The sequence below is a fragment of the Enterococcus sp. AMC1252 genome (assembly GCF_058216515.1).
Genome location: NZ_CM177097.1, coordinates 2,355,966 through 2,374,771, shown reverse-complemented (window position 1 = coordinate 2,374,771; position 18,806 = coordinate 2,355,966). Strand labels below are relative to the sequence as shown.

The 18,806-nt window shown below is 38.3% G+C and carries 24 protein-coding genes; all 24 read left to right on the top strand.

Going from position 1 to position 18,806, the window contains the following annotated elements; translation table 11 throughout:
• The first annotated feature begins 15 nt into the window (after positions 1 to 15).
• The 24 genes from eutA (at position 16) to AC4BB5_RS11160 (ending at position 18,806) form a co-directional block, all read left to right on the top strand.
• Positions 16 to 1,443: an ethanolamine ammonia-lyase reactivating factor EutA gene (gene eutA / locus AC4BB5_RS11275; protein ID WP_490456226.1), complete on the top strand. Its 1,428-nt coding sequence runs from the start codon at positions 16 to 18 to the stop codon at positions 1,441 to 1,443.
• A gap of 47 nt (positions 1,444 to 1,490) precedes the next feature.
• The gene (locus tag AC4BB5_RS11270) at positions 1,491 to 2,858 is read left to right on the top strand and encodes an ethanolamine ammonia-lyase subunit EutB (RefSeq protein ID WP_490456225.1); all 1,368 of its coding nucleotides are present in this window, start codon (positions 1,491 to 1,493) and stop codon (positions 2,856 to 2,858) included.
• Positions 2,859 to 2,877: 19 nt separating this feature from the next.
• A complete protein-coding gene (eutC, locus tag AC4BB5_RS11265) occupies positions 2,878 to 3,795 on the top strand; it encodes an ethanolamine ammonia-lyase subunit EutC (protein ID WP_490459061.1) in 918 nt (305 codons plus the stop codon).
• A gap of 15 nt (positions 3,796 to 3,810) precedes the next feature.
• Complete coding sequence (eutL, locus tag AC4BB5_RS11260) at positions 3,811 to 4,464, top strand: ethanolamine utilization microcompartment protein EutL (protein WP_490456224.1); 654 nt, start codon at positions 3,811 to 3,813, stop codon at positions 4,462 to 4,464.
• 18 nt (positions 4,465 to 4,482) lie between these two features.
• Positions 4,483 to 4,947, top strand: coding sequence for a BMC domain-containing protein (locus tag AC4BB5_RS11255; protein ID WP_490456223.1), 465 nt, complete (start codon positions 4,483 to 4,485; stop codon positions 4,945 to 4,947).
• A gap of 13 nt (positions 4,948 to 4,960) precedes the next feature.
• Positions 4,961 to 6,421, top strand: coding sequence for an acetaldehyde dehydrogenase (acetylating) (locus tag AC4BB5_RS11250; RefSeq protein ID WP_490456222.1), 1,461 nt, complete (start codon positions 4,961 to 4,963; stop codon positions 6,419 to 6,421).
• 90 nt (positions 6,422 to 6,511) lie between these two features.
• Positions 6,512 to 6,790: a BMC domain-containing protein gene (locus tag AC4BB5_RS11245; protein ID WP_211272478.1), complete on the top strand. Its 279-nt coding sequence runs from the start codon at positions 6,512 to 6,514 to the stop codon at positions 6,788 to 6,790.
• Between the two features lie 160 nt (positions 6,791 to 6,950).
• Positions 6,951 to 7,580: an ethanolamine utilization phosphate acetyltransferase EutD gene (gene eutD, locus AC4BB5_RS11240; protein ID WP_490456221.1), complete on the top strand. Its 630-nt coding sequence runs from the start codon at positions 6,951 to 6,953 to the stop codon at positions 7,578 to 7,580.
• A 9-nt stretch (positions 7,581 to 7,589) separates the two neighbouring features.
• On the top strand, positions 7,590 to 8,219 hold the full coding sequence (locus AC4BB5_RS11235; protein ID WP_490456220.1) for a hypothetical protein: 630 nt from the start codon (positions 7,590 to 7,592) through the stop codon (positions 8,217 to 8,219).
• Positions 8,220 to 8,228: 9 nt separating this feature from the next.
• Positions 8,229 to 8,492, top strand: coding sequence for a EutN/CcmL family microcompartment protein (locus AC4BB5_RS11230; protein ID WP_490456219.1), 264 nt, complete (start codon positions 8,229 to 8,231; stop codon positions 8,490 to 8,492).
• A 20-nt stretch (positions 8,493 to 8,512) separates the two neighbouring features.
• Positions 8,513 to 9,604: an ethanolamine utilization protein EutH gene (gene eutH, locus AC4BB5_RS11225; protein ID WP_086313482.1), complete on the top strand. Its 1,092-nt coding sequence runs from the start codon at positions 8,513 to 8,515 to the stop codon at positions 9,602 to 9,604.
• Between the two features lie 9 nt (positions 9,605 to 9,613).
• On the top strand, positions 9,614 to 10,066 hold the full coding sequence (locus tag AC4BB5_RS11220) for a cupin domain-containing protein (protein ID WP_490456218.1): 453 nt from the start codon (positions 9,614 to 9,616) through the stop codon (positions 10,064 to 10,066).
• Between the two features lie 406 nt (positions 10,067 to 10,472).
• Positions 10,473 to 11,360 carry an energy-coupling factor transporter transmembrane component T gene (locus tag AC4BB5_RS11215; protein ID WP_490456217.1) on the top strand — a complete coding sequence of 296 codons (888 nt, stop codon included), beginning with the start codon at positions 10,473 to 10,475 and terminating at the stop codon, positions 11,358 to 11,360.
• On the top strand, positions 11,333 to 13,009 hold the full coding sequence (locus AC4BB5_RS11210) for an ABC transporter ATP-binding protein (protein WP_490456216.1): 1,677 nt from the start codon (positions 11,333 to 11,335) through the stop codon (positions 13,007 to 13,009). Before AC4BB5_RS11215 ends, AC4BB5_RS11210 begins: the two co-directional genes overlap by 28 nt.
• Positions 13,002 to 13,688, top strand: a complete 687-nt coding sequence (locus tag AC4BB5_RS11205; RefSeq protein ID WP_490456215.1) for an ECF transporter S component — start codon at positions 13,002 to 13,004, stop codon at positions 13,686 to 13,688. Before AC4BB5_RS11210 ends, AC4BB5_RS11205 begins: the two co-directional genes overlap by 8 nt.
• 24 nt (positions 13,689 to 13,712) lie before the next feature.
• The gene (locus AC4BB5_RS11200) at positions 13,713 to 14,087 is read left to right on the top strand and encodes a DUF4430 domain-containing protein (RefSeq protein WP_490456214.1); all 375 of its coding nucleotides are present in this window, start codon (positions 13,713 to 13,715) and stop codon (positions 14,085 to 14,087) included.
• A 10-nt stretch (positions 14,088 to 14,097) separates the two neighbouring features.
• Positions 14,098 to 14,595: an ECF transporter S component gene (locus AC4BB5_RS11195; RefSeq protein WP_490456213.1), complete on the top strand. Its 498-nt coding sequence runs from the start codon at positions 14,098 to 14,100 to the stop codon at positions 14,593 to 14,595.
• Positions 14,596 to 14,598: 3 nt separating this feature from the next.
• Entirely contained in the window at positions 14,599 to 15,345 is a 747-nt protein-coding gene (locus tag AC4BB5_RS11190; RefSeq protein WP_490456212.1) for a hypothetical protein, read from the top strand.
• Positions 15,342 to 15,935 (top strand): bifunctional adenosylcobinamide kinase/adenosylcobinamide-phosphate guanylyltransferase, encoded by a 594-nt coding sequence (gene cobU, locus AC4BB5_RS11185; protein ID WP_490456211.1) that lies wholly within the window; start codon positions 15,342 to 15,344, stop codon positions 15,933 to 15,935. Before AC4BB5_RS11190 ends, cobU begins: the two co-directional genes overlap by 4 nt.
• Positions 15,932 to 16,681, top strand: coding sequence for an adenosylcobinamide-GDP ribazoletransferase (gene cobS / locus AC4BB5_RS11180; protein ID WP_490456210.1), 750 nt, complete (start codon positions 15,932 to 15,934; stop codon positions 16,679 to 16,681). The genes cobU and cobS overlap by 4 nt, the downstream gene beginning before the upstream one ends.
• An 11-nt stretch (positions 16,682 to 16,692) precedes the next feature.
• The gene (locus AC4BB5_RS11175; protein ID WP_490456209.1) at positions 16,693 to 17,277 is read left to right on the top strand and encodes a histidine phosphatase family protein; all 585 of its coding nucleotides are present in this window, start codon (positions 16,693 to 16,695) and stop codon (positions 17,275 to 17,277) included.
• Positions 17,274 to 17,714: a EutP/PduV family microcompartment system protein gene (locus AC4BB5_RS11170; protein WP_490456208.1), complete on the top strand. Its 441-nt coding sequence runs from the start codon at positions 17,274 to 17,276 to the stop codon at positions 17,712 to 17,714. The genes AC4BB5_RS11175 and AC4BB5_RS11170 overlap by 4 nt, the downstream gene beginning before the upstream one ends.
• A gap of 5 nt (positions 17,715 to 17,719) precedes the next feature.
• The gene (locus AC4BB5_RS11165) at positions 17,720 to 18,277 is read left to right on the top strand and encodes a cob(I)yrinic acid a,c-diamide adenosyltransferase (RefSeq protein WP_490456207.1); all 558 of its coding nucleotides are present in this window, start codon (positions 17,720 to 17,722) and stop codon (positions 18,275 to 18,277) included.
• 109 nt (positions 18,278 to 18,386) lie between these two features.
• Entirely contained in the window at positions 18,387 to 18,806 is a 420-nt protein-coding gene (locus AC4BB5_RS11160) for a pyridoxamine 5'-phosphate oxidase family protein (RefSeq protein WP_490456206.1), read from the top strand.

The window sequence follows — 18,806 nt, the reverse complement described above, 5'->3', positions numbered from 1 at the left end:
GAAGGATGTGAAATAATGACTGAGTCAATGCTAAGTGTTGGAATCGATTTAGGAACCTCTACCACTCAAATGGTCATATCTAAATTAACAATGAATAATATGGCTTCAGCTTTCACGATTCCAAGAATTGAAATCACAAAAAAAGAAGTCATCTTCCGCAGTGATATCATCTTCACCCCGTTAAAAGAACATAGAATTATCGATGTTGAAGCAATCAAGACATTTTTAGACGAACAATATATAAAGTCAGGCATTAAGAAAGCAGAAATCCAAATCGGTGCAGTGATCATCACAGGAGAAACAGCTAGAAAAGACAATTCCAGCTCTGTTTTACAAGCAATGAGTGGCTATGCTGGAGATTTTGTCGTTGCTACGGCAGGTCCAGATCTTGAAAGTATCATTGCGGGTAAAGGAGCAGGAGCACAAACTTATTCTAAAGAACATCATACCTCAGTAGTTAATTTGGATATTGGTGGAGGCACGACAAACCTTGTTTTATTTAATGATGATGATTTACTAGATACTGCTTGTTTTGATATTGGGGGACGTCTGATTCGATTAGATCCTCAAACGAAAAATATCCAGTATATTGCACCGAAATTGAAAGAAATCATCCAAAAAGAAAATTGGTCGATCAAAGAAGGCATGACGGGTTCAGTTGAATTATTGAAACCGATTATCCAAACGTTGGTCTCAATCCTTGAAAACAGTGTAGGGATTGGTGATTTAAATCCATATTATGAACGATTGATAACCAATAAAGGATTGAAATTGGATACTAAAGTAGAGTGTTTATCATTTTCGGGTGGGGTAGCAGATTGTATTCAAAATGAACATTCTGATCCGTTTCAGTATGGGGACATTGGTGTGTTACTAGGACGAGCGATTTCTACTTCTCGACTATTTCAAGAGAAAAAAGTGATTCCGTCTCTTGAAACGATTCGAGCGACAGTTGTTGGTGCAGGTTCGCATACAACTAAAGTCAGTGGTAGTACGATTACCTACGATCAAAAGAGTCTGCCCATCAAGAATGTTCCTGTACTGAGAATGTCCCGAGTGGATGAAGAAAATGAAACAAAGGCATTGGCTTCACTTATCAAAGAAAAGTTGAATTGGTTTTCGGTCAACAACGAACGTCAAACAGTCGCATTAGGTCTATCAGGAAAGAGCAGTCCAACGTTTCAGGAAATAATCGACACAGCGCAAGCAATCGTATCTGGCTTTGAAGAGCAGATCGTTTACAAGTTTCCGCTGATCGTGATCTTAGAAGAGGATAATGCAAAATCACTAGGGCAAGCCTTGTTCAATTATTTACCCCCTGATTATCCCTTTGTATGTATTGACGGGATTCAAGTTGAAAATGGTGATTATGTTGATATTGGTACGCCGATTATTGATGGCAGTGTTTTACCCGTGGTAGTAAAAACGTTAGTGTTTGAATAAATACAGCGTTTCTAATTATAAAACTATATAAAGGAGGCTATTATTTCATGATTTTAAAAACGAAATTATTTGGTAAAGTCTATCAATTTGAATCTGTGATGGATGTGATGGCCCGTGCCAATGAAGAAAAATCTGGAGATCGCTTGGCAGGAGTTGCAGCACTTTCCTCTGAACAACGAGTGGCAGCAAAAGTTGTTTTAGCACAATTAACAATGGAGGATCTATTTAATAATCCCGCAGTCCCTTATGAGGAAGATGAAGTGACTAGAATCATCATCGACGATGTGAATCAACGTGCTTATAATCGAATCAAACATTGGACGGTGGAAGAATTAAGAGAGTGGATCTTAGATTTTAAAACGACGGACTATGATATCAAACAAGTAGCGCGTGGATTGACCTCTGAAATGGTCGCTGCTGTTGCTAAGCTAATGTCAAATTTAGATCTTATCTATGCCGCTCAAAAAATCAAGATTATCAAAACAGCGAATACAACAATCGGTGAAGCAGGTCGTTTTTCGGTTCGCCTACAACCAAATCATCCAACAGATGATGTAGATGGCATCATGGCTAGTGTGATGGAAGGGTTATCTTATGGAATCGGAGATGCTGTTATTGGCTTGAATCCTGTTGACGATTCGACTGAAAGCGTGAAACGAATTTTAACGAAGTTTGAAGAGTTTAGAAGTGAATGGGAAATCCCAACTCAAACCTGTGTCTTAGCTCATGTTAAAACACAAATGGAAGCAATGAGACAAGGTGCCCCAACAGGCCTAGTCTTTCAATCGATTGCAGGGTCTGAAAAAGGCAATACAGCATTTGGTTTTAATGCCAATGACATAGCTGAAGCAAAACATCTTGCTTTGCAACAAGGACAAGTAGCAGGGCCCAACGTGATGTATTTTGAAACTGGACAAGGTTCAGAGTTATCTTCTGATGCTCATTATGGCGTTGACCAAGTAACGATGGAAGCAAGATGTTATGGGTTTGCCAAACGCTTTGATCCATTTATGGTCAATACAGTTGTTGGTTTTATTGGACCTGAATATTTATATGACTCAAAACAAGTTATTCGTGCTGGCCTAGAGGATCACTTCATGGGCAAACTATCTGGCATTTCTATGGGATGTGACGTTTGTTATACCAACCATATGAAAGCAGACCAAAACGATGCTGAAAACTTGTTAACATTATTGGGAACTGCGGGTGTGAATTTTGTCATGGGCATTCCTCATGGTGACGACGTCATGCTAAATTATCAGACAACAGGATTCCATGAAACAGCGACGATCCGAGCAATGTTGAACAAACGTCCAATTAAAGAATTTGAAGAATGGATGGAAAAAATGGGCTTCATGGCAAACGGACAATTGACCGATTTAGCTGGTGATGCTTCTGTCTTCTTAAAAAAATAAAGGAGTGAAAACATAAATGGTGGATAATAATGAAATCAAATCAATGATCGTTTCGATTTTAGAAGAAATGACAGATACAAAAAAGCCGATCGTTGAGTCAAAAGCAACCCAAGTAAATCCTCATAATTCTGATACATCGAACCAAGCGCAACAAGTAGAAGACGGTTTGATCGATGATATTACAGAAGTAGATATTCGTAAACAATTTCTAGTTCCTGATCCAGTTGATCGTGAAGGCTATTTAAAAATGAAGGCTAAGACACCAGCCCGTTTAGGGTTATGGCGAAGTGGTCCCCGCTACAAAACACAATCAATGTTACGTTTTAGAGCTGACCATGCGGCGGCCCAAGATGCTGTTTTTTCATATGTACCAGAGGCATTAATTAAAGAAATGAACTTTGTTGAAGTCGCAACGAAATGCCAAGATAAAGATGAGTACGTCACTCGACCAGACTTAGGACGTCAATTTGATGAAGAAAATACAGCAAAAATCAAGGCGAACGTTAAACCAAATCAAAAAGTTCAAGTCATTGTAGGAGATGGGTTAAGTTCGGCTGCAATCGAAGCGAATATCAAAGAAATTTTACCTTCGATCAAACAAGGGTTGAAGATGTTCGGTTTAGATTTTGATGATGACTCAGTTGTCTTTATCAAACATGCCCGCGTTCCTGCGATGGATCAAATCGCTGAGTTAACAGGAGCAGAAGTTGTGTGTTACTTGATCGGTGAGCGTCCAGGACTTGTTACAGCAGAATCAATGAGTGCGTATATCGCGTATAAACCAACCGTTGGAATGCCGGAAGCTAGAAGAACAGTCATCTCAAATATTCATAAAGGTGGAACGCCAGCAGTTGAAGCTGGTGCATATATTGCGGAATTAATCCATAAAATGTTGGAATATAAAAAATCTGGTATCGATTTGAAAGAAGTAGAATAAGGAGGTTCTCAAATAATGAAGAATGAGCGTTTAGGTGCAAGTGTATTAAGTGTTAAAGTCATTTCCAATGTAGCGCCTTCAATGGCCCGAGCTCTAGGATTAGGACCAGAGCATCGTAGTTTGGGACTGATTACTGCAACGTGTGATGATGTGACGTATGTCGCATTAGATGAAGCGACAAAAGCGGCTGCAGTAGAAGTTGTTTATGCAAAAAGTTTTTATGGTGGCGCAGATAACGCCACAACGAAATTAGCTGGAGAAGTGATTGGGATATTAGCTGGACCAAGTCCGGCAGAAGTTAAAAGCGGTTTAGCTGTTGCCGTTCAGGAAATCGAAAATGGTGCAAGCTTTTATAGCGCGAATGAAGAGAATTCGATTCCGTATTTTGCACACTGTGTATCACGTACAGGAACTTATTTATCAAAAGAAGCAGGGATTCAAGAAGGCTCTGCGTTGGCCTACTTGATTGCACCACCACTAGAAGCGATGTACGGACTTGATGCGGCATTAAAAGCGGCAGATGTTGAAGTCGCTGCCTTTTTTGGACCACCTTCTGAAACGAATTTCGGCGGTGGCTTATTGACTGGAAGCCAATCAGCATGTAAAGCTGCATGCGATGCATTTGCGGATGCTATTGTGATGGTTGCTGAAAATCCAACTACTTATTAAAGGATGTGAAAATCAACCATGTTAGAAGCTTTAGGAATGATCGAAGTAACGGGCTACTTAGGTGCGATTAGTGCAGCAGATGCTGCATTGAAAGCGGCCAATGTTAAATTGTTGAAATCTGAAAAAGTAAAAGGGGGTATCACGACAGTAGAGTTGATCGGTGATGTAGCCGCAATTACCGCTGCAGTGGATGCCGGAAAAGTCGTTGCTGAAATGCTAGGTTGTTTGCGTGCAAGTCATGTGATTCCTCGAATGGATCCAGCCACACAAACTCTTTTACTTGATAAAACAACGTTAAAAGAAGAAGCGGAACCAGAAAATATGACTACACAAGAACAACTGGTTTCACAAGTGGAAGAGTTGAAAATAGAAATTTTTGAAGAAGAAATTATAGCAGATTCAATACCCAAAGAAGACAAGAAAGACATAAAAAAAGCGAATAAGGCAACGAATAAAAAGAACGCTAAAAAAGACAAGAAATGAAGGAGGCTGACAAATGGTAACCCTTGATAAAGACTTAGCGTCTATCCAAGAAGTGAGAAACCTACTAAGTGCTGCAAAGTCAGCACAACAAACACTAGCAAAGATGTCACAAGAACAAATCAATCAAATTTGTGAAGCAATGGCAACCGCTGCTTATGATGCTCGTGAAAAATTAGCCAAAATGGCTAATGAAGAAACCGGCTTTGGTATTTGGCAGGATAAAGTTGTGAAAAATAGCTTTGCATCAAAATTTGTCTGGAATTATATCAAAGAGATGAAAACAGTCGGCATTTTAAATGAAGATAGCGAGAAAAAAGTAATTGATGTGGCAGTGCCTGTTGGTGTTGTGGCAGGGTTGATCCCATCAACAAACCCAACATCAACGGTTATCTATAAAGCCTTGATTGCAATCAAGGCAGGCAATGCAATCGTCTTTTCGCCCCATCCAAATGCCTTAAATGCGATTTTAGAAACAATCAAGATTATCTCTGAAGCAGCTGAAAAAGCTGGTTGTCCAAAAGGTGCGATTAGTTGTATGGTCACACCTACAATGCAAGGAACGGCTGAACTGATGAAACATGATGATACATCGTTGATTCTGGCAACTGGAGGTTCTGCAATGGTCAAGGCGGCCTATTCATCTGGAACACCTGCCATTGGAGTAGGACCAGGTAACGGTCCAGCGTATATCGAAAAAAGTGCAGATATTCCATTAGCGGTCAAACGTATAATGGATTCCAAAACATTTGATAATGGCACAATCTGTGCCTCAGAACAATCTATCATTGTTGAAACAAGCAACAAAGCTGCAGTCATTGCGGAATTGAAGAAACAAGGAGCCTACTTCCTATCACCAAGTGAATCAGCTCAGTTGGAAAAATATATTATGCGTCCTAATGGCAGTATGAACCCGCAAATCGTCGGAAAGTCTGTTCAAGCAATTGCACAATTGACCAACTTGTCTGTTCCAAAAGACGCGAGAGTATTGATTGCTGAAGAAACAAAAGTCGGTCATAAAGTTCCTTATTCTCGTGAAAAATTAGCGCCGATTTTGGCTTTTTACACCGTTGAGAATTGGGAAGAAGCTTGCGAGTTATCTATGGATATCCTTTATCATGAAGGTGCAGGTCATACAATGATGATCCACTCACAAGACGATAGTATCATCAGAGCTTTCGGATTGAAAAAACCAGTATCAAGAGTATTAGTGAATACACCTGGCGCTCTTGGTGGTATTGGCGCTACAACGAATATGGCGCCAGCCTTGACTTTAGGCTGTGGTGCTGTTGGCGGAAGCTCAACTTCTGATAATATCAGTCCAGAAAATTTATTCAATATTCGTAGAATCGCATACGGTGTTCGTGAACTTGAAGATTTAAGAGAAGAGCCAAGCGCTTCGTCTAGTTCAACGTCAATCAATGAGGATCAATTAGTCGATACTTTAGTAGAACGTATTTTAGCCAAGTTACAATAATATTTTTTAATATTATGTAAATAAATGTTTAGGCTTAATTCAAAATGGATTAAGTAAAGAATCTAAAAAAACTCTAGGAGGAATTATATTATGAACGCAAATGCATTAGGAATGATCGAAACAAAAGGATTAGTAGGGGCTATTGAAGCAGCAGATGCCATGGTTAAAGCAGCAAACGTAACATTGATCGGCAAAGAACAAGTCGGCGGCGGTTTAGTAACAGTGATGGTTCGCGGTGACGTTGGTGCTGTGAAAGCGGCTGTTGATGCAGGTGCTGCAGCTGCAGAACGTGTAGGAGATTTATTATCTGTTCATGTGATCCCACGTCCACACACAGAAGTTGACGCTATTTTACCACCAGTAAAATAAAACATTTCACCAAAAAATCAAAGGAAAAAGAAACTTAGTAAAAGAAGCGTATTTAAGAAAAGGTGGTCTCCTTCGTCTTATCATGTTCTTTTTCTAAAATAGCTTTTTCCTTTGTTTTAAACAAACGAATGTAAAAAAATTGCACAGAGGTGAAAATAGCATGAATGAACAACTGATAGATAATTTGGTCGATCAAGTCGTAGCGAAAATCAATGAAGAACGAAGCTTTTTAGTAGAAGCCAGCGGACGACATGTCCATTTATCACAAGAACATATCGAGGCTTTGTTTGGGTCTGGGTATCAATTAACAATCAATAACTATTTATCTCAACCAGGGCAATATGCGTCAAAAGAGCGCGTGACACTTTTAGGACCGAAAGGGGCATTGCACAATGTGGTGATTTTAGGACCAGCCCGGGCATCTTCTCAAGTAGAAATTTCTGGGACAGACGCTTTAACGTTAGGAATCAAAGTTCCAGTAAAAGAAAGTGGCGACATCGAAGGAACACCAGGCATCGTTCTTATTAATGGGAATAAAACAGTTGCACTAGAAAAAGGGCTGATCATTGCCAAACGGCATGTCCATGTGTCTGCAAACGACGCTAAAAAAATGAATGTGACCCAAGGTGAAATCGTAAAAGTTAGAATCAATAGTGAGCAACGTTCCTTGATCTTTGATGATGTTGTGATCAGAGTCAGTGATAAATTTGCGACAGCAATGCACATTGACTACGATGAAGCAAATGCTTGCTCGTTTAAAAAAGGAACCCGTGGTCATATTGTAAAGTAGGGATCAAAAATGGAAAAAAATGATTTTGATATTTTAGTTGAGAAAATCACTAAAAAAGTAATGAAACGACTAACTGAAATTGAACAAAATCGCGTAGAGTCCTGTGATCTTTTGGGCACAAACAAAAAATGGCTGACACGTGAATATGTGGATTATTTACACAAAAAAACTCGAAATAAAACGGCCGACTTAGTGGTTATAACCGAACTTTCCTTTGAGAATTTAGTAAATACGATGAATTTCAACCCGCAAAACGAACTAGAAGAAAGAATCATTCAAACAATCAAAGCGGGCAAAGAGTTTGTAATTATTAAAGATGGCAGAACCTATCTATCATTACTGACAGCTGGAAGATATGGGTTAAAAAAAACAATTCTTGATTTTGAAGCCCAATTATACCGATATGGCGGCACATTTATATCTTTAGCTGAATTAAAACAAAACGTGTCAGATAAAAAAACTGTACCTCCTTATGAAACGTTGAAAAACAAAAAATATCTGACTGTCAAAGATCTTTCTGACAGCATCAACGACGTTCAAAATACAGTAGAACTATCAGACCAGACAATCATCACAGAGTATGCAAAAGAATATATTCGCGAGAAAAAAATCAACATTAGCTGGACTAATGAGAAATGAGGAGACACAATGTTCATCGGACGTGTAAAAGGTAGTTTATGGGCAACCAGAAAAGATGAAAAACTAAATGGGTTAAAATTTTTAGTTGTTGAATTAGATGAATACAATGGCCCTCAACATTCTTTGGTTGCAGCTGATAATACAGGTGCTGGGTTAGATGATCTAGTATTAGTCTCAACAGGCAGTGCCGCCAGAATGTCATTAGATAATCCAGAAATACCAGTGGATGCCGTGATTGTAGGTATTATTGATTCAGTGGAGATAGATGAATAAAAAAGTAGGATGTGAAGTGAATGAGTATTAATGAAATAATCATGTATATTATTGCTTTTTTCATGGTTTTGGGGGCAATCGATAAATGCTTAGGCAATAAATTTGGGTTAGGTGAGCAATTTGAAGAAGGGATCATGGCAATGGGCTCTTTGGCTCTATCAATGGTAGGGATCATTACATTAGCGCCTGTTCTAGCCAATATTTTGAAACCTGTTGTGGTGCCCTTATATACCGCTTTAGGTGCTGATCCCGCAATGTTTGCAACAACTTTATTAGCAAATGATATGGGTGGTTTTCCTTTAGCAATGCAATTAGCGCAAGATCCTCAAGCAGGTTTATTTGCCGGAGCAATTCTTGGTGCGATGATGGGTCCTACAATTGTTTTCACCATTCCTGTAGCTCTTGGAATCATCGAAAAAGAAGATCAACAGTATTTAGCCACAGGTGTTTTATCTGGTTTGATTACGATTCCTCTTGGTTGTTTTGTAGGTGGTGTGATTGCTGGATTTCCAGTTGTGATGATCTTAAAAAATCTTGTTCCAATTTTACTTGTTGCAGTGTTGATCATGATCGGACTATGGTTAAAACCAGATGCGATGATCAAAGGGTTTACGGTATTCGGAAAATTTGTAGTGATTGTGGCAATCGCTGGCTTAGTTCTAGGCGCTTTACAATTGTTAGTGGGTGTTACGATCATTGAGGGCATTACTCCTGTAACAGAAGGAATTGAAGTTGTCGGTGGAATCGCACTGACATTAGCAGGGGCCTTTTGTCTAGTGTTTGTCATTACGAAACTCTTCAACAAACCGTTGATGAAACTTGGAAAAGTCTTAGGAATGAATGAAGTTGCAGCAGCTGGAATGGTGGCTACTCTAGCCAATAGTATTCCAATGTTTCAAATGATGAAAGACATGGATCCGCGCGGTAAAATAATCAATGTCGCATTTGCTGTATCAGCAGCATTTGTAATGGGCGATCACTTAGGTTTTACAGCAGGCGTTGCCAAAGAGATGATTTTCCCAATGATCGTAGGAAAACTAGTTGGCGGTATTACGGCCGTTGTTGTGGCGATGTTTATGGCGAATCGCATGTTGAAAAAAGAAGCGAAGTAGGTGTGACTCATGAATAATCTAAATGAAGAAACAATCCGTGCTCTTGTTAGAGAAGTATTGTCAGAGCAATTAAGTTCAGTAGAAAATAGAACAAAAAATGTCGATCCAAGTGGTATTTTATCTATTAAGCTGCCATTATTAAATGTGTCAGAAGAAGACCGTTTAGATACTGGGAATCCAGCACACAAAGTATACTGTAAAGACCTAGTTACGCTAGCAGAAAGCCCACGTCTAGGATGTGGCTTGATGGTGATGGAAGATACGACATTTGATTGGCTATTAGAATATGATGAAGTGGATTATATTATTGAAGGTCGCTTAGACGTGATTATCGAGGGTCGAACAATTACGGCAGGTCCTGGAGAAATTATTTTGATTCCTAAAGGAAGCCAAATCAAGTTCTCTGTTTCTGGACATGCCCGCTTTATTTATGTGACATATCCAGCAGATTGGCAAAAATAATCAGTTAATAAACAAAAATGGTTCTTAAAGTTAGTGGATAGCTGATTTTTTGAGCTATTTTTTTGCGTTAAGAAAATCCCCTTTTTAAAAGAGTAAGTCGTTTAATGGATATTGACTTTAAAGGGAGAAATTTATATAATAAAAGTGGTTGAGCAACAATGAAGTTGTTTAAAACGATGAATGATTATGTCAATGAAGATATAGCAAAAGTAACAAATAGAAAGTGTTTGGAAGACTCATGAATCATGTGTTTACGGCCACACTTTTTATAAAGACATCTTATATACAGAGGATGTTTGCTGTTCTGACATAATAACATTTCGTTATAGTAGTCAATTCAGACAGCACACTTAGACAAAAGTGACTGCTGTTTTTTTATTGTTTAAGCTAAGAATAGGAGTTTGAGATGAATCCACATTTTTTTAGACAAAGACACCCGTTAGTCATTTCTTGCTATTATCTACTGATGTTACTGATCGCTATGAGTACTATAAATCCGCTTATTATTGGTTGTTGTTTTTTCGGAAGTTTATCTTTCCGATTGTTACACGTAAAAAAAGGGAAAAAGCATTCAATAATCTTCCCTTTGATTTTTTTGATCTTGATCACGATCACAAATCCTTTGTTTGTACATAGAGGCGGGACCATTTTATTCTTTTTTATAGGTAAACCGATTACACTTGAGGCCTTTGTTTATGGCTTTTTTATGGGAATGATGATTGCTTCTGTCATTTACTTATTTCAAAATTTTCAAACTTCAGTGGATTCTGAAAAATTTTTTTATCTTTTTGGGAAACGATTTCCTAAGTCTGCATTACTATTGACGATGGTTTTTCGCTTTATACCTTTATTTAGAACGTATTACCAAGAGTTGGATCAGGTACAAAAAACGATCCAGCGAACGCAAAAAAGAAATGTTAAAGAAAAGGCATCCTATGGATTAGACTTGTTTGGCAACTTGTTTTCTTGGGCACTGGAAAATGCAATGGATACTGCAGATTCGATGAAAGCAAGAGGGTATGGCGTGACTACTAGAAGCAGTCGGACGGTCTATCATTGGAGACGTTTAGATTCATTTTCTTTATTTATAATAATCAGTTTGGGCAGTCTTTTCATAATGTTTGTTACGCAGGGAGACTATCAATTCAATTTTTATCCGTATCAAGAGGATCTGTTATTAACGTTAAAACAACGTTGGTTGGATTATCTAGTGATTTTAATTTTAGCTTTGTTACCAACATTGAATCGAATTAGGGAGGTGATCGTGTGGACTATCTTGAAATCCAAGATCTAAGCTTTAGTTATGCCGGCAGTGAAAAATTAGTGTTGAACAATGTGTCGCTCTCAATAGAGGAAGGCGACTTTGTGTTGATTTGTGGTGCTTCTGGAAGTGGTAAGTCAACATTTCTAAAAATGCTAAAGCCTCAACTAACACCTGCTGGGAAGCAAACTGGATCAATTTATTTAAACAATGAAAAAATCACAGTCATTCCAGATATTTTTTCAACGAGTAAAATTGGTTATGTGATGCAAAATCCAGAAAACCAAATCGTAACAGATAGTGCTTGGCATGAATTAGCGTTTGGGTTAGAAAATATCGGACTGGAGCCTTCTGAAATAAAAAGCCGTGTTGCAGAAATGGTCAATTTTTTAGGGATTCAGGATTTAGTAGACTACCAAACGAAAGATTTATCTGGTGGACAAAAACAGCTCCTGAATTTAGCTTCTGTCTTAGTGATGAGACCTGATATTTTGATTTTAGACGAACCTACCACACAGCTCGATCCAATTGCATCTCAGAACTTTGTGGATGTTTTAGTGCGACTAAATAGAGAAATGGGTTTGACCATATTATTAGCTGAACACGGCTTAGAATCAGTTTTCTCACTAGCGGATAAAGTGGTGCTTTTGGATAAGGGAGAATTGATTCTCTCAGATGTACCAACGAAAATAGCCAGAGAAATCAGGAGCAATCATCGTGATCTTAGCCGTTTTATAGTTGGCTTGCCAAGTGCAGTACAAATTTACCATGCAAGTGGTTTGACTGGGGAAAGTCCAATCACTGTGATTGAAGGAAAGAAGTTCTTAGCACAAGAATTTCCTAAAAGACCTATTATCGAAGAGAAAAGAGTACCCAATCAAACCAAAACGCAAGAAAAGCCAATCCTTCAATTAAAAAAATGTTGGTTTCGTTATGAGAAAAATAGCCGAGATATTTTAGCAGGTGTCGACCTTGATTTAGTTGAAGGAGAAATTTTCTCCCTTGTCGGAGGCAATGGTACAGGAAAATCAACCTTACTTAAAGTCATTGCGGGCATTCATGAGTGTTATCGTGGCAAAATCACGCTTTTCAATCAATCGCTCAAAAAAAATCAACAGGTAGTGGGGTACTTGCCGCAAGAGCCGCAAATGATGTTTATCAGAGATTCAGTAGTAGATGATTATAACAATTATTTAGAGAGCAAAAACATGGATGAACAAGACAAGCGCAATCGAATCGATCACGTTGTCAACTTGCTTGATCTAAGCGAAATTCTGCTGCAGCATCCATTGGATTTAAGTGGTGGCGAGTGTCAGCGCGCAGCCCTTGGAAAGCTTCTTTTGACGGACCCTAAAGTATTATTATTGGATGAGCCGACAAAAGGGATCGACAATTATGGGAAAAAGCAATTGATCAACTTATTAAAACAATTGTCTAAGCAAGGCAAAACGATTCTAGTGGTGACACATGATTTGGATTTTGCTGCAGAATTATCAGATCGATGTGGGCTGTTTTTCCAAAATGATTTATTGACAACGGCTACGCCCACTCAATTTTTTAGTCACCATACGTTTTATACAACAGCGGCTAGTCGGATTTCACGTGAACTATTTTCAAATTTGGTCACGACTGATGAAGTGATTACGGCCTATGTTGCCGCTAAAGGAGTGGCGAATGAATAAGAAGGTAAACCCAACCGTCGTTAGAAGTATTCTTGTGGTAATCTTGACTCTTATCGGGATTGCGCTTTTTCAAGCGAGTCAGTATCAAGTGGTTTCAATGTTACTCGTGATAGTTGCGTGTATTCCAATTTATTATCGCTATGAGAAAAAGCAGTTAAATATCAAAGAATTAGTATTGATTGCAGTTGTCACAGCAATCGCCGTTTTAGGTAGATTCTTGTTTTATATGGTTCCAGCGATTACCCCTATGACAGCGATTATTATTATATGTGGGATTTGTTTGGGTTCGGAAGTTGGTTTTTTAGTAGGGTCGCTTTCAGCGATCACATCTAATATGTTATTTGGTCAAGGGCCGTGGACCCCTTTTCAAATGTTCTCTTGGGGGATGATCGGTTTCATTGCTGGGGTGCCATGGATGCAAAAAGTTCTAGGGAAAAATTATTGGTTTTTGGCGTTATATGGCATTTTTGCAGGATTGTTTTTCTCCTTTTTTATGGATGTTTGGACTGTTTTTTCCATTGACCGGACATTTTCGTGGCAAAGATATTTAGCCTTATTACTGACGGCTGTCCCTTATACAGTTTCATATTGTTTTGCAAATGCATTCTTTTCGTGTTTGCTGTTTAGGGCAATTCAGACAAAGCTTCAACGTATTTTAACGAAATACGATATAAAATAAATAGAGATAAAGGCGGAATGAATGATGAAAAAATTTGTAAAAGTAGCAATGGTTTTAACTGTGATCTTTTTATTAGGTGCATGTGGGAAAACAAATGATGCCAAAAAAACACAAGATGACGGATTGAAGGTAACGATCATCTTAAAGGAAGACGATAAAGAATTTGATAAAAAAGAAGTCAAAGTCAAAAAAGATGAATCACTTCAAACAGTCATGGAAACAAATTATAAAGTTGAGATGGACAAAGACTTTATCAGCGGTATCGAGGGTCATCTCCAAGATGCAAAAACAAGTAAGTATTGGTTATATGATGTGAATGGCAAACAACCAGAAGTGGGGGCAGTTGAGTACTTCTTAAAAGACGGGGATACAGTGACTTGGACATTGAATAAATTATAGGAGTGAGCAGATGACAAAGCAATTGGCAATAACGGCAATGTTTATAGCATTATCTGTCATTGGATCAATGATCAAACTAACTGGGTCGATTGCTTTGGATTCACTTCCTGGTTTTGTAGGGACGATCATTCTTGGTCCAGGTATAGGGTTTCTTTTGGGGATTTTTGGCCATTTGACAAGCGCAGCCATTGCGGGATTTCCATTAACGATCCCCGTTCATTTGATCACAGCTTTTTTGATGGGGTGTTGTTTATTTTCTTATGGAATAATCAGGGAAAAGGTAACGAAAAAATACTCGATCAATCGTTTTCTAGCGATTTTGATCGCTTATTTGATCAACACGCCATTATCTTTACTGCTCTTGTACCCGTTGATAGGTAATGTTGTCTATCTTTTGTTTATTCCTTTGAGCATTGCTTCTTTATTGAATTTGCTTCTAGCTGATGTTGTCCTTTCTTTTTTAGTGAGAACTTCTAATCATCTTGTTGCTAAAAAGAAAGTAGGATAAAAGTTGAAAGAAAATCTTCGTGATGTATCAGTTGCTTTTTTTACAGATGATCTGGGTATTGTTGCAGCTTGTGACAGTAGTGCGGCAATTGGACTAAAAGAAGCCGATAAAGTAAAAGCACCATCTGAAATCACAGCAGCTTTTTGTTTGAGAGTAGCATTGCTAGAAGTTTTAGCCATTGGTGGTAAACCCACTATGGTGATTGATGCGATCGGTGGTGAAATGGAACCAACTGGTAAAAGAATGTTGAAAGGACTCATTGCCGAATTAAAAAAAGCTGAATTAGAAAATATCCTGATTAATGGGAGCACTGAGGAGAATATGCTGACAGAAATGACGGCACTTGGCGTGACCGTGATCGGATCTATTCAAAAAACTGATTTAAGATATGCTAAAGTGCTCCCTGGTAGTTGGTTGTATCAAGTGGGTGAGCCTTTTATGGGAAGTGATGTGTTAAAGCAAGAACAGCAGATTTTTACCTATAAAGACTTCTACGCTATTCAAAAACAGTCTCAGGTTCTAGAGATGTTGCCTGTTGGTTCTAAAGGCGTTAGTTATGAGGCGCTCAAACTTGCTGAGTCAAGTGGACTAACAGTGATTTTTGATCAAATTCAGTTTATGGATACACGTTCTGCTGGACCAGCCACGGTTTTACTTGTTGCTGTTGAAGAGAATCAGACGCTTCATTTAGCAAATCAAGCAATTCCCATCAAGAAAATCGGTTACTTCACGAAGGAGGATGCAAGATGAGTTATACATTAGTGACAGGTGGCGCCAAAAGTGGAAAATCAACATTCTCGGAAAGTCTATTAAAAAAAGAATCCTCTGTTTGCTATATTGCAACAAGTGTCATGGAATATCCAGATGAAGAAATGACGTCACGAATCCAGCATCACCAAAATTCAAGACCTGACACTTGGCATACAGAGGAGCGCTTTTTAGCGATTGATGAATGGATCAAAGAAACGTCAAAAGACTACGATGCATATCTCTTGGACTGTGTCACGATCATGACGACAAATCTATTTTTTCATATCATGTCCAAAGGGCGAAACCTTGAGTTAGAAAAAATCGAAACAGTTTTTGACCAGTACACGGCTAAAGAACGTCAGCAAATCGAGGAACAGATTTTTAGTGAGTGGGAAAAAGTGACTAAAACGATAATGGAAACGAATACAAATATAGTTTTAGTGACAAACGAAGTCGGCTCTGGAGTGGTTCCAATGACTAGTCTAGGGCGTTGGTTTCAAGATCTATTAGGAAAAGTCAATCAATTTTTAGCGAGGGAAGCGGAGCAGGTCTATTTTGTTGTTTGTGGGATTCCGCAAAAAATAAAATGATAAAAACATTGATTTTATATCTTCAGTTTTTTACACGAATACCACTTCCAATCGAAATCGACCATGCCGAAAAACGATTTAAGAAAGGGATTCTTTGGTTTGCTCTTTTAGGATTAGTGATCGGTTTACTTGATGGCGTAGTTCTTTGGGTACTTTATTGGTTTTTACGCTCTACAATCCTTGCCTGGATCGGAGCATTGCTTTTTGATGTGATGTTGACAGGTGCGTTTCATATGGATGGTTTAGCTGATATGTGCGATGGTCTTTTTTCTTCTAGAAGTAAAGAAAGAATGCTTGAAATCATGAAGGATAGCCGAGTCGGCAGTAACGGTGTTCTTGCCTTGATTTTTTACTATTTATTTTTGATCATTCCCATTATGACTCAAAGTGTGAATGTAGATATTGTTTCCTTGATTCGCTTACTGATCGCTTTACAAATCATTGGGAAAGCTGGAGTTGCCTTGTTGTTTCAACAAATGCGCTATGCAGGACATACGAAAGGACTAGGTCGATTATTTTTAGGAGTTGAAACTTGGCGGATTGGATTTTGTCAATTAGTGGCATTTGGCTTAATATACGGGTTATTGGGATTACAGGGCTGTTTGAGCTATTTAGTCGTTATCCTAGTGAGTTTTACTTATCGTCACTTGGTGTATCAAAAAATCGGCGGGATGAATGGTGATACGCTGGGTGCATTTCATTGTATTGCACAAATTGTTTTTATCCTGATTTTTTTTAGAAATTAGAGGTGTTATCAATGATTTATTTAATTAGACATGGCGAAACACCATTGAATCAGGAAAAAAAGTTTTACGGAAGCATGGATGTTTCATTGAATGAGACGGGTATAAAACAAAGTCATCAAATTGCTGAAAAACTTAAAGAAGTTCCTTTTTCAACCATATATGTCAGCCAACTTAAACGAACGCTAGAAACTGCAAAAATAGTCAAACCGCAAGAGCAATATTGTGTCATATCTGGATTCAATGAAAAGTCATTTGGCTCATGGGAAGGACTTTCAGCTGATCAAATTGAAGCTCAATTTCCTAAACAATGGCAAGCTTGGCTGTATGATCCGCTTGATCATACACCTCCTATGGCAGAATCGTTTGAGAAATTTAAACAAAGAGTGCTACAAAGTTTCTCTAAAATAGAAGCAAAGCTTTCTAAAAATCCGCAAGCAGATATTTTGATTGTAGGTCACTTAGGCGTTTTACGAGTCTTGGATCATTATTTTAATCGGGATTTAACTGATTTTTGGTCGTGTGATTACCAGCAAGGGACGTACACGTTATACAGTTACAAGAATAGGTCGTATCAGCTGGAGGGAAGAAATAAATGAAAAAAGCAATCTTTATTGGTTCTGTTGGTTGCGGAAAAACAACCCTTTCACAAAAATTGAAAGGAGAAGAACTTTCCTACAATAAAACCCAAGCAATCGAGTTTCATGATCAAATTATTGACACACCAGGAGAATTTATCCAGCATCGTAATTACTATAGTGCTCTTTTAACAACAGCTGTTGATGCGCAAGTGATCGTATTGATGGCAAGTGCTGTTGAGAAGAAACAAACCTTTTCGCCGCTTTTTGCAGCAGCATTTGCTAAACCTTGTATTGGTGTGATCACTAAAATCGATCTAGCTGAAAAAGAAGACATTGAACGAATAAAAAAACAATTAGCATTAGCTGGGGCAAAGAAATTTTTCTTGATATCTGCTGTAGAAAATCAAGGAATCGATGAATTAGCCGCTTATTTAGAACAGCCTAAAGGAGAATAAGACAGATGAAAATCTATACGAAGACCGGAGATAAAGGCCAAACAAGTATTATCGGTGGAGAAAAAAGAAGCAAAGGATCAGAGCGGGTAGAAGCTTACGGCACGATTGATGAGTTGAACTCAATGATCGGCTATATTATCAGTCAGATGCAAAATTATCGAGAGATCAAAAAGGAACTAGAAGAGATTCAACAAGTGTTATTTGATTGTGGTACCGATCTCGCTACACCAAACAATACAAAAGGCTATCGAACCAATGCTCAACCAACGATTTGGCTAGAGGAACGGATCGATCGATACGCAGATGTTCCGCCAGCATTAACGGAATTTATTTTACCTGGTGGTTGTCCGATTGCTAGCTTACTTCATATGGCTAGAACAGTTGCTAGAAGGGCAGAACGCTGCGTTGTCCGTGTACAAGAGTCGGAAGAAATCAATATGGATGCACTGATTTTTTTAAACCGATTATCTGATTATTTTTATGCAGTAGCTCGATTCATCAACTTTCGTGAAGGACGAGAAGATATCAATTATCGTCGAAATGGCAAAATCTTTCATAATTAAACAGCGTTTAAAATTCTTTTTAACAAACCCTGACAATCAGTTGTCAGGGTTTGTTTGTTAGACTGAACTTGTCAGGTAGACAATTAAAAAATAAAGGAGCAATTAAGTTATGAAAACAACAGAAGCGTTTAAAAAGATAATGGCTGAGCAAACAGAAATCGCACTAGCAACTAGTGTTGAAGAGGTACCTAATGTACGAATCGTTAATTTTTTCTATGACGAAACTAAAAAATGTCTTTTTTTCTCAACGTTCAAAGGAAATGAAAAAATCGGTGAATTTCAAAAAAATGCCAACGTTGCATTTACAACGATCCCCAAAGAAACAACGAATCATGTTCGGGTACACTATGCAAAAGTGAAAAAGAGTGAGTTAACCGTGTATGATGTAGCAGAACAATGGATTCAAAAAATTCCTAGTTACGAAGAAAATATTAAACAAGCGGGCGCTATGCTGGAGTTATACGAGATCCATTTCTCAGAAGCGATTGTGATTTTGGGAATGGATAGCAGAGAAACGATTCAACTGTAA

Bases quoted from the DNA above. Each gene is read 5' to 3' on its own strand.
- eutA (WP_490456226.1), top strand. From the start codon at position 16: ATGACTGAGTCAATGCTAAGTGTTGGAATCGATTTAGGAACCTCTACC.
- AC4BB5_RS11270 (WP_490456225.1), top strand. From the start codon at position 1,491: ATGATTTTAAAAACGAAATTATTTGGTAAAGTCTATCAATTTGAATCT.
- eutL (WP_490456224.1), top strand. From the start codon at position 3,811: ATGAAGAATGAGCGTTTAGGTGCAAGTGTATTAAGTGTTAAAGTCATT.
- AC4BB5_RS11255 (WP_490456223.1), top strand. From the start codon at position 4,483: ATGTTAGAAGCTTTAGGAATGATCGAAGTAACGGGCTACTTAGGTGCG.
- AC4BB5_RS11250 (WP_490456222.1), top strand. From the start codon at position 4,961: ATGGTAACCCTTGATAAAGACTTAGCGTCTATCCAAGAAGTGAGAAAC.
- AC4BB5_RS11245 (WP_211272478.1), top strand. From the start codon at position 6,512: ATGAACGCAAATGCATTAGGAATGATCGAAACAAAAGGATTAGTAGGG.
- eutD (WP_490456221.1), top strand. From the start codon at position 6,951: ATGAATGAACAACTGATAGATAATTTGGTCGATCAAGTCGTAGCGAAA.
- AC4BB5_RS11235 (WP_490456220.1), top strand. From the start codon at position 7,590: ATGGAAAAAAATGATTTTGATATTTTAGTTGAGAAAATCACTAAAAAA.
- AC4BB5_RS11230 (WP_490456219.1), top strand. From the start codon at position 8,229: ATGTTCATCGGACGTGTAAAAGGTAGTTTATGGGCAACCAGAAAAGAT.
- eutH (WP_086313482.1), top strand. From the start codon at position 8,513: ATGAGTATTAATGAAATAATCATGTATATTATTGCTTTTTTCATGGTT.
- AC4BB5_RS11220 (WP_490456218.1), top strand. From the start codon at position 9,614: ATGAATAATCTAAATGAAGAAACAATCCGTGCTCTTGTTAGAGAAGTA.
- AC4BB5_RS11215 (WP_490456217.1), top strand. From the start codon at position 10,473: ATGAATCCACATTTTTTTAGACAAAGACACCCGTTAGTCATTTCTTGC.
- AC4BB5_RS11205 (WP_490456215.1), top strand. From the start codon at position 13,002: ATGAATAAGAAGGTAAACCCAACCGTCGTTAGAAGTATTCTTGTGGTA.
- AC4BB5_RS11200 (WP_490456214.1), top strand. From the start codon at position 13,713: ATGAAAAAATTTGTAAAAGTAGCAATGGTTTTAACTGTGATCTTTTTA.
- AC4BB5_RS11195 (WP_490456213.1), top strand. From the start codon at position 14,098: ATGACAAAGCAATTGGCAATAACGGCAATGTTTATAGCATTATCTGTC.
- cobU (WP_490456211.1), top strand. From the start codon at position 15,342: ATGAGTTATACATTAGTGACAGGTGGCGCCAAAAGTGGAAAATCAACA.
- cobS (WP_490456210.1), top strand. From the start codon at position 15,932: ATGATAAAAACATTGATTTTATATCTTCAGTTTTTTACACGAATACCA.
- AC4BB5_RS11175 (WP_490456209.1), top strand. From the start codon at position 16,693: ATGATTTATTTAATTAGACATGGCGAAACACCATTGAATCAGGAAAAA.
- AC4BB5_RS11170 (WP_490456208.1), top strand. From the start codon at position 17,274: ATGAAAAAAGCAATCTTTATTGGTTCTGTTGGTTGCGGAAAAACAACC.
- AC4BB5_RS11165 (WP_490456207.1), top strand. From the start codon at position 17,720: ATGAAAATCTATACGAAGACCGGAGATAAAGGCCAAACAAGTATTATC.
- AC4BB5_RS11160 (WP_490456206.1), top strand. From the start codon at position 18,387: ATGAAAACAACAGAAGCGTTTAAAAAGATAATGGCTGAGCAAACAGAA.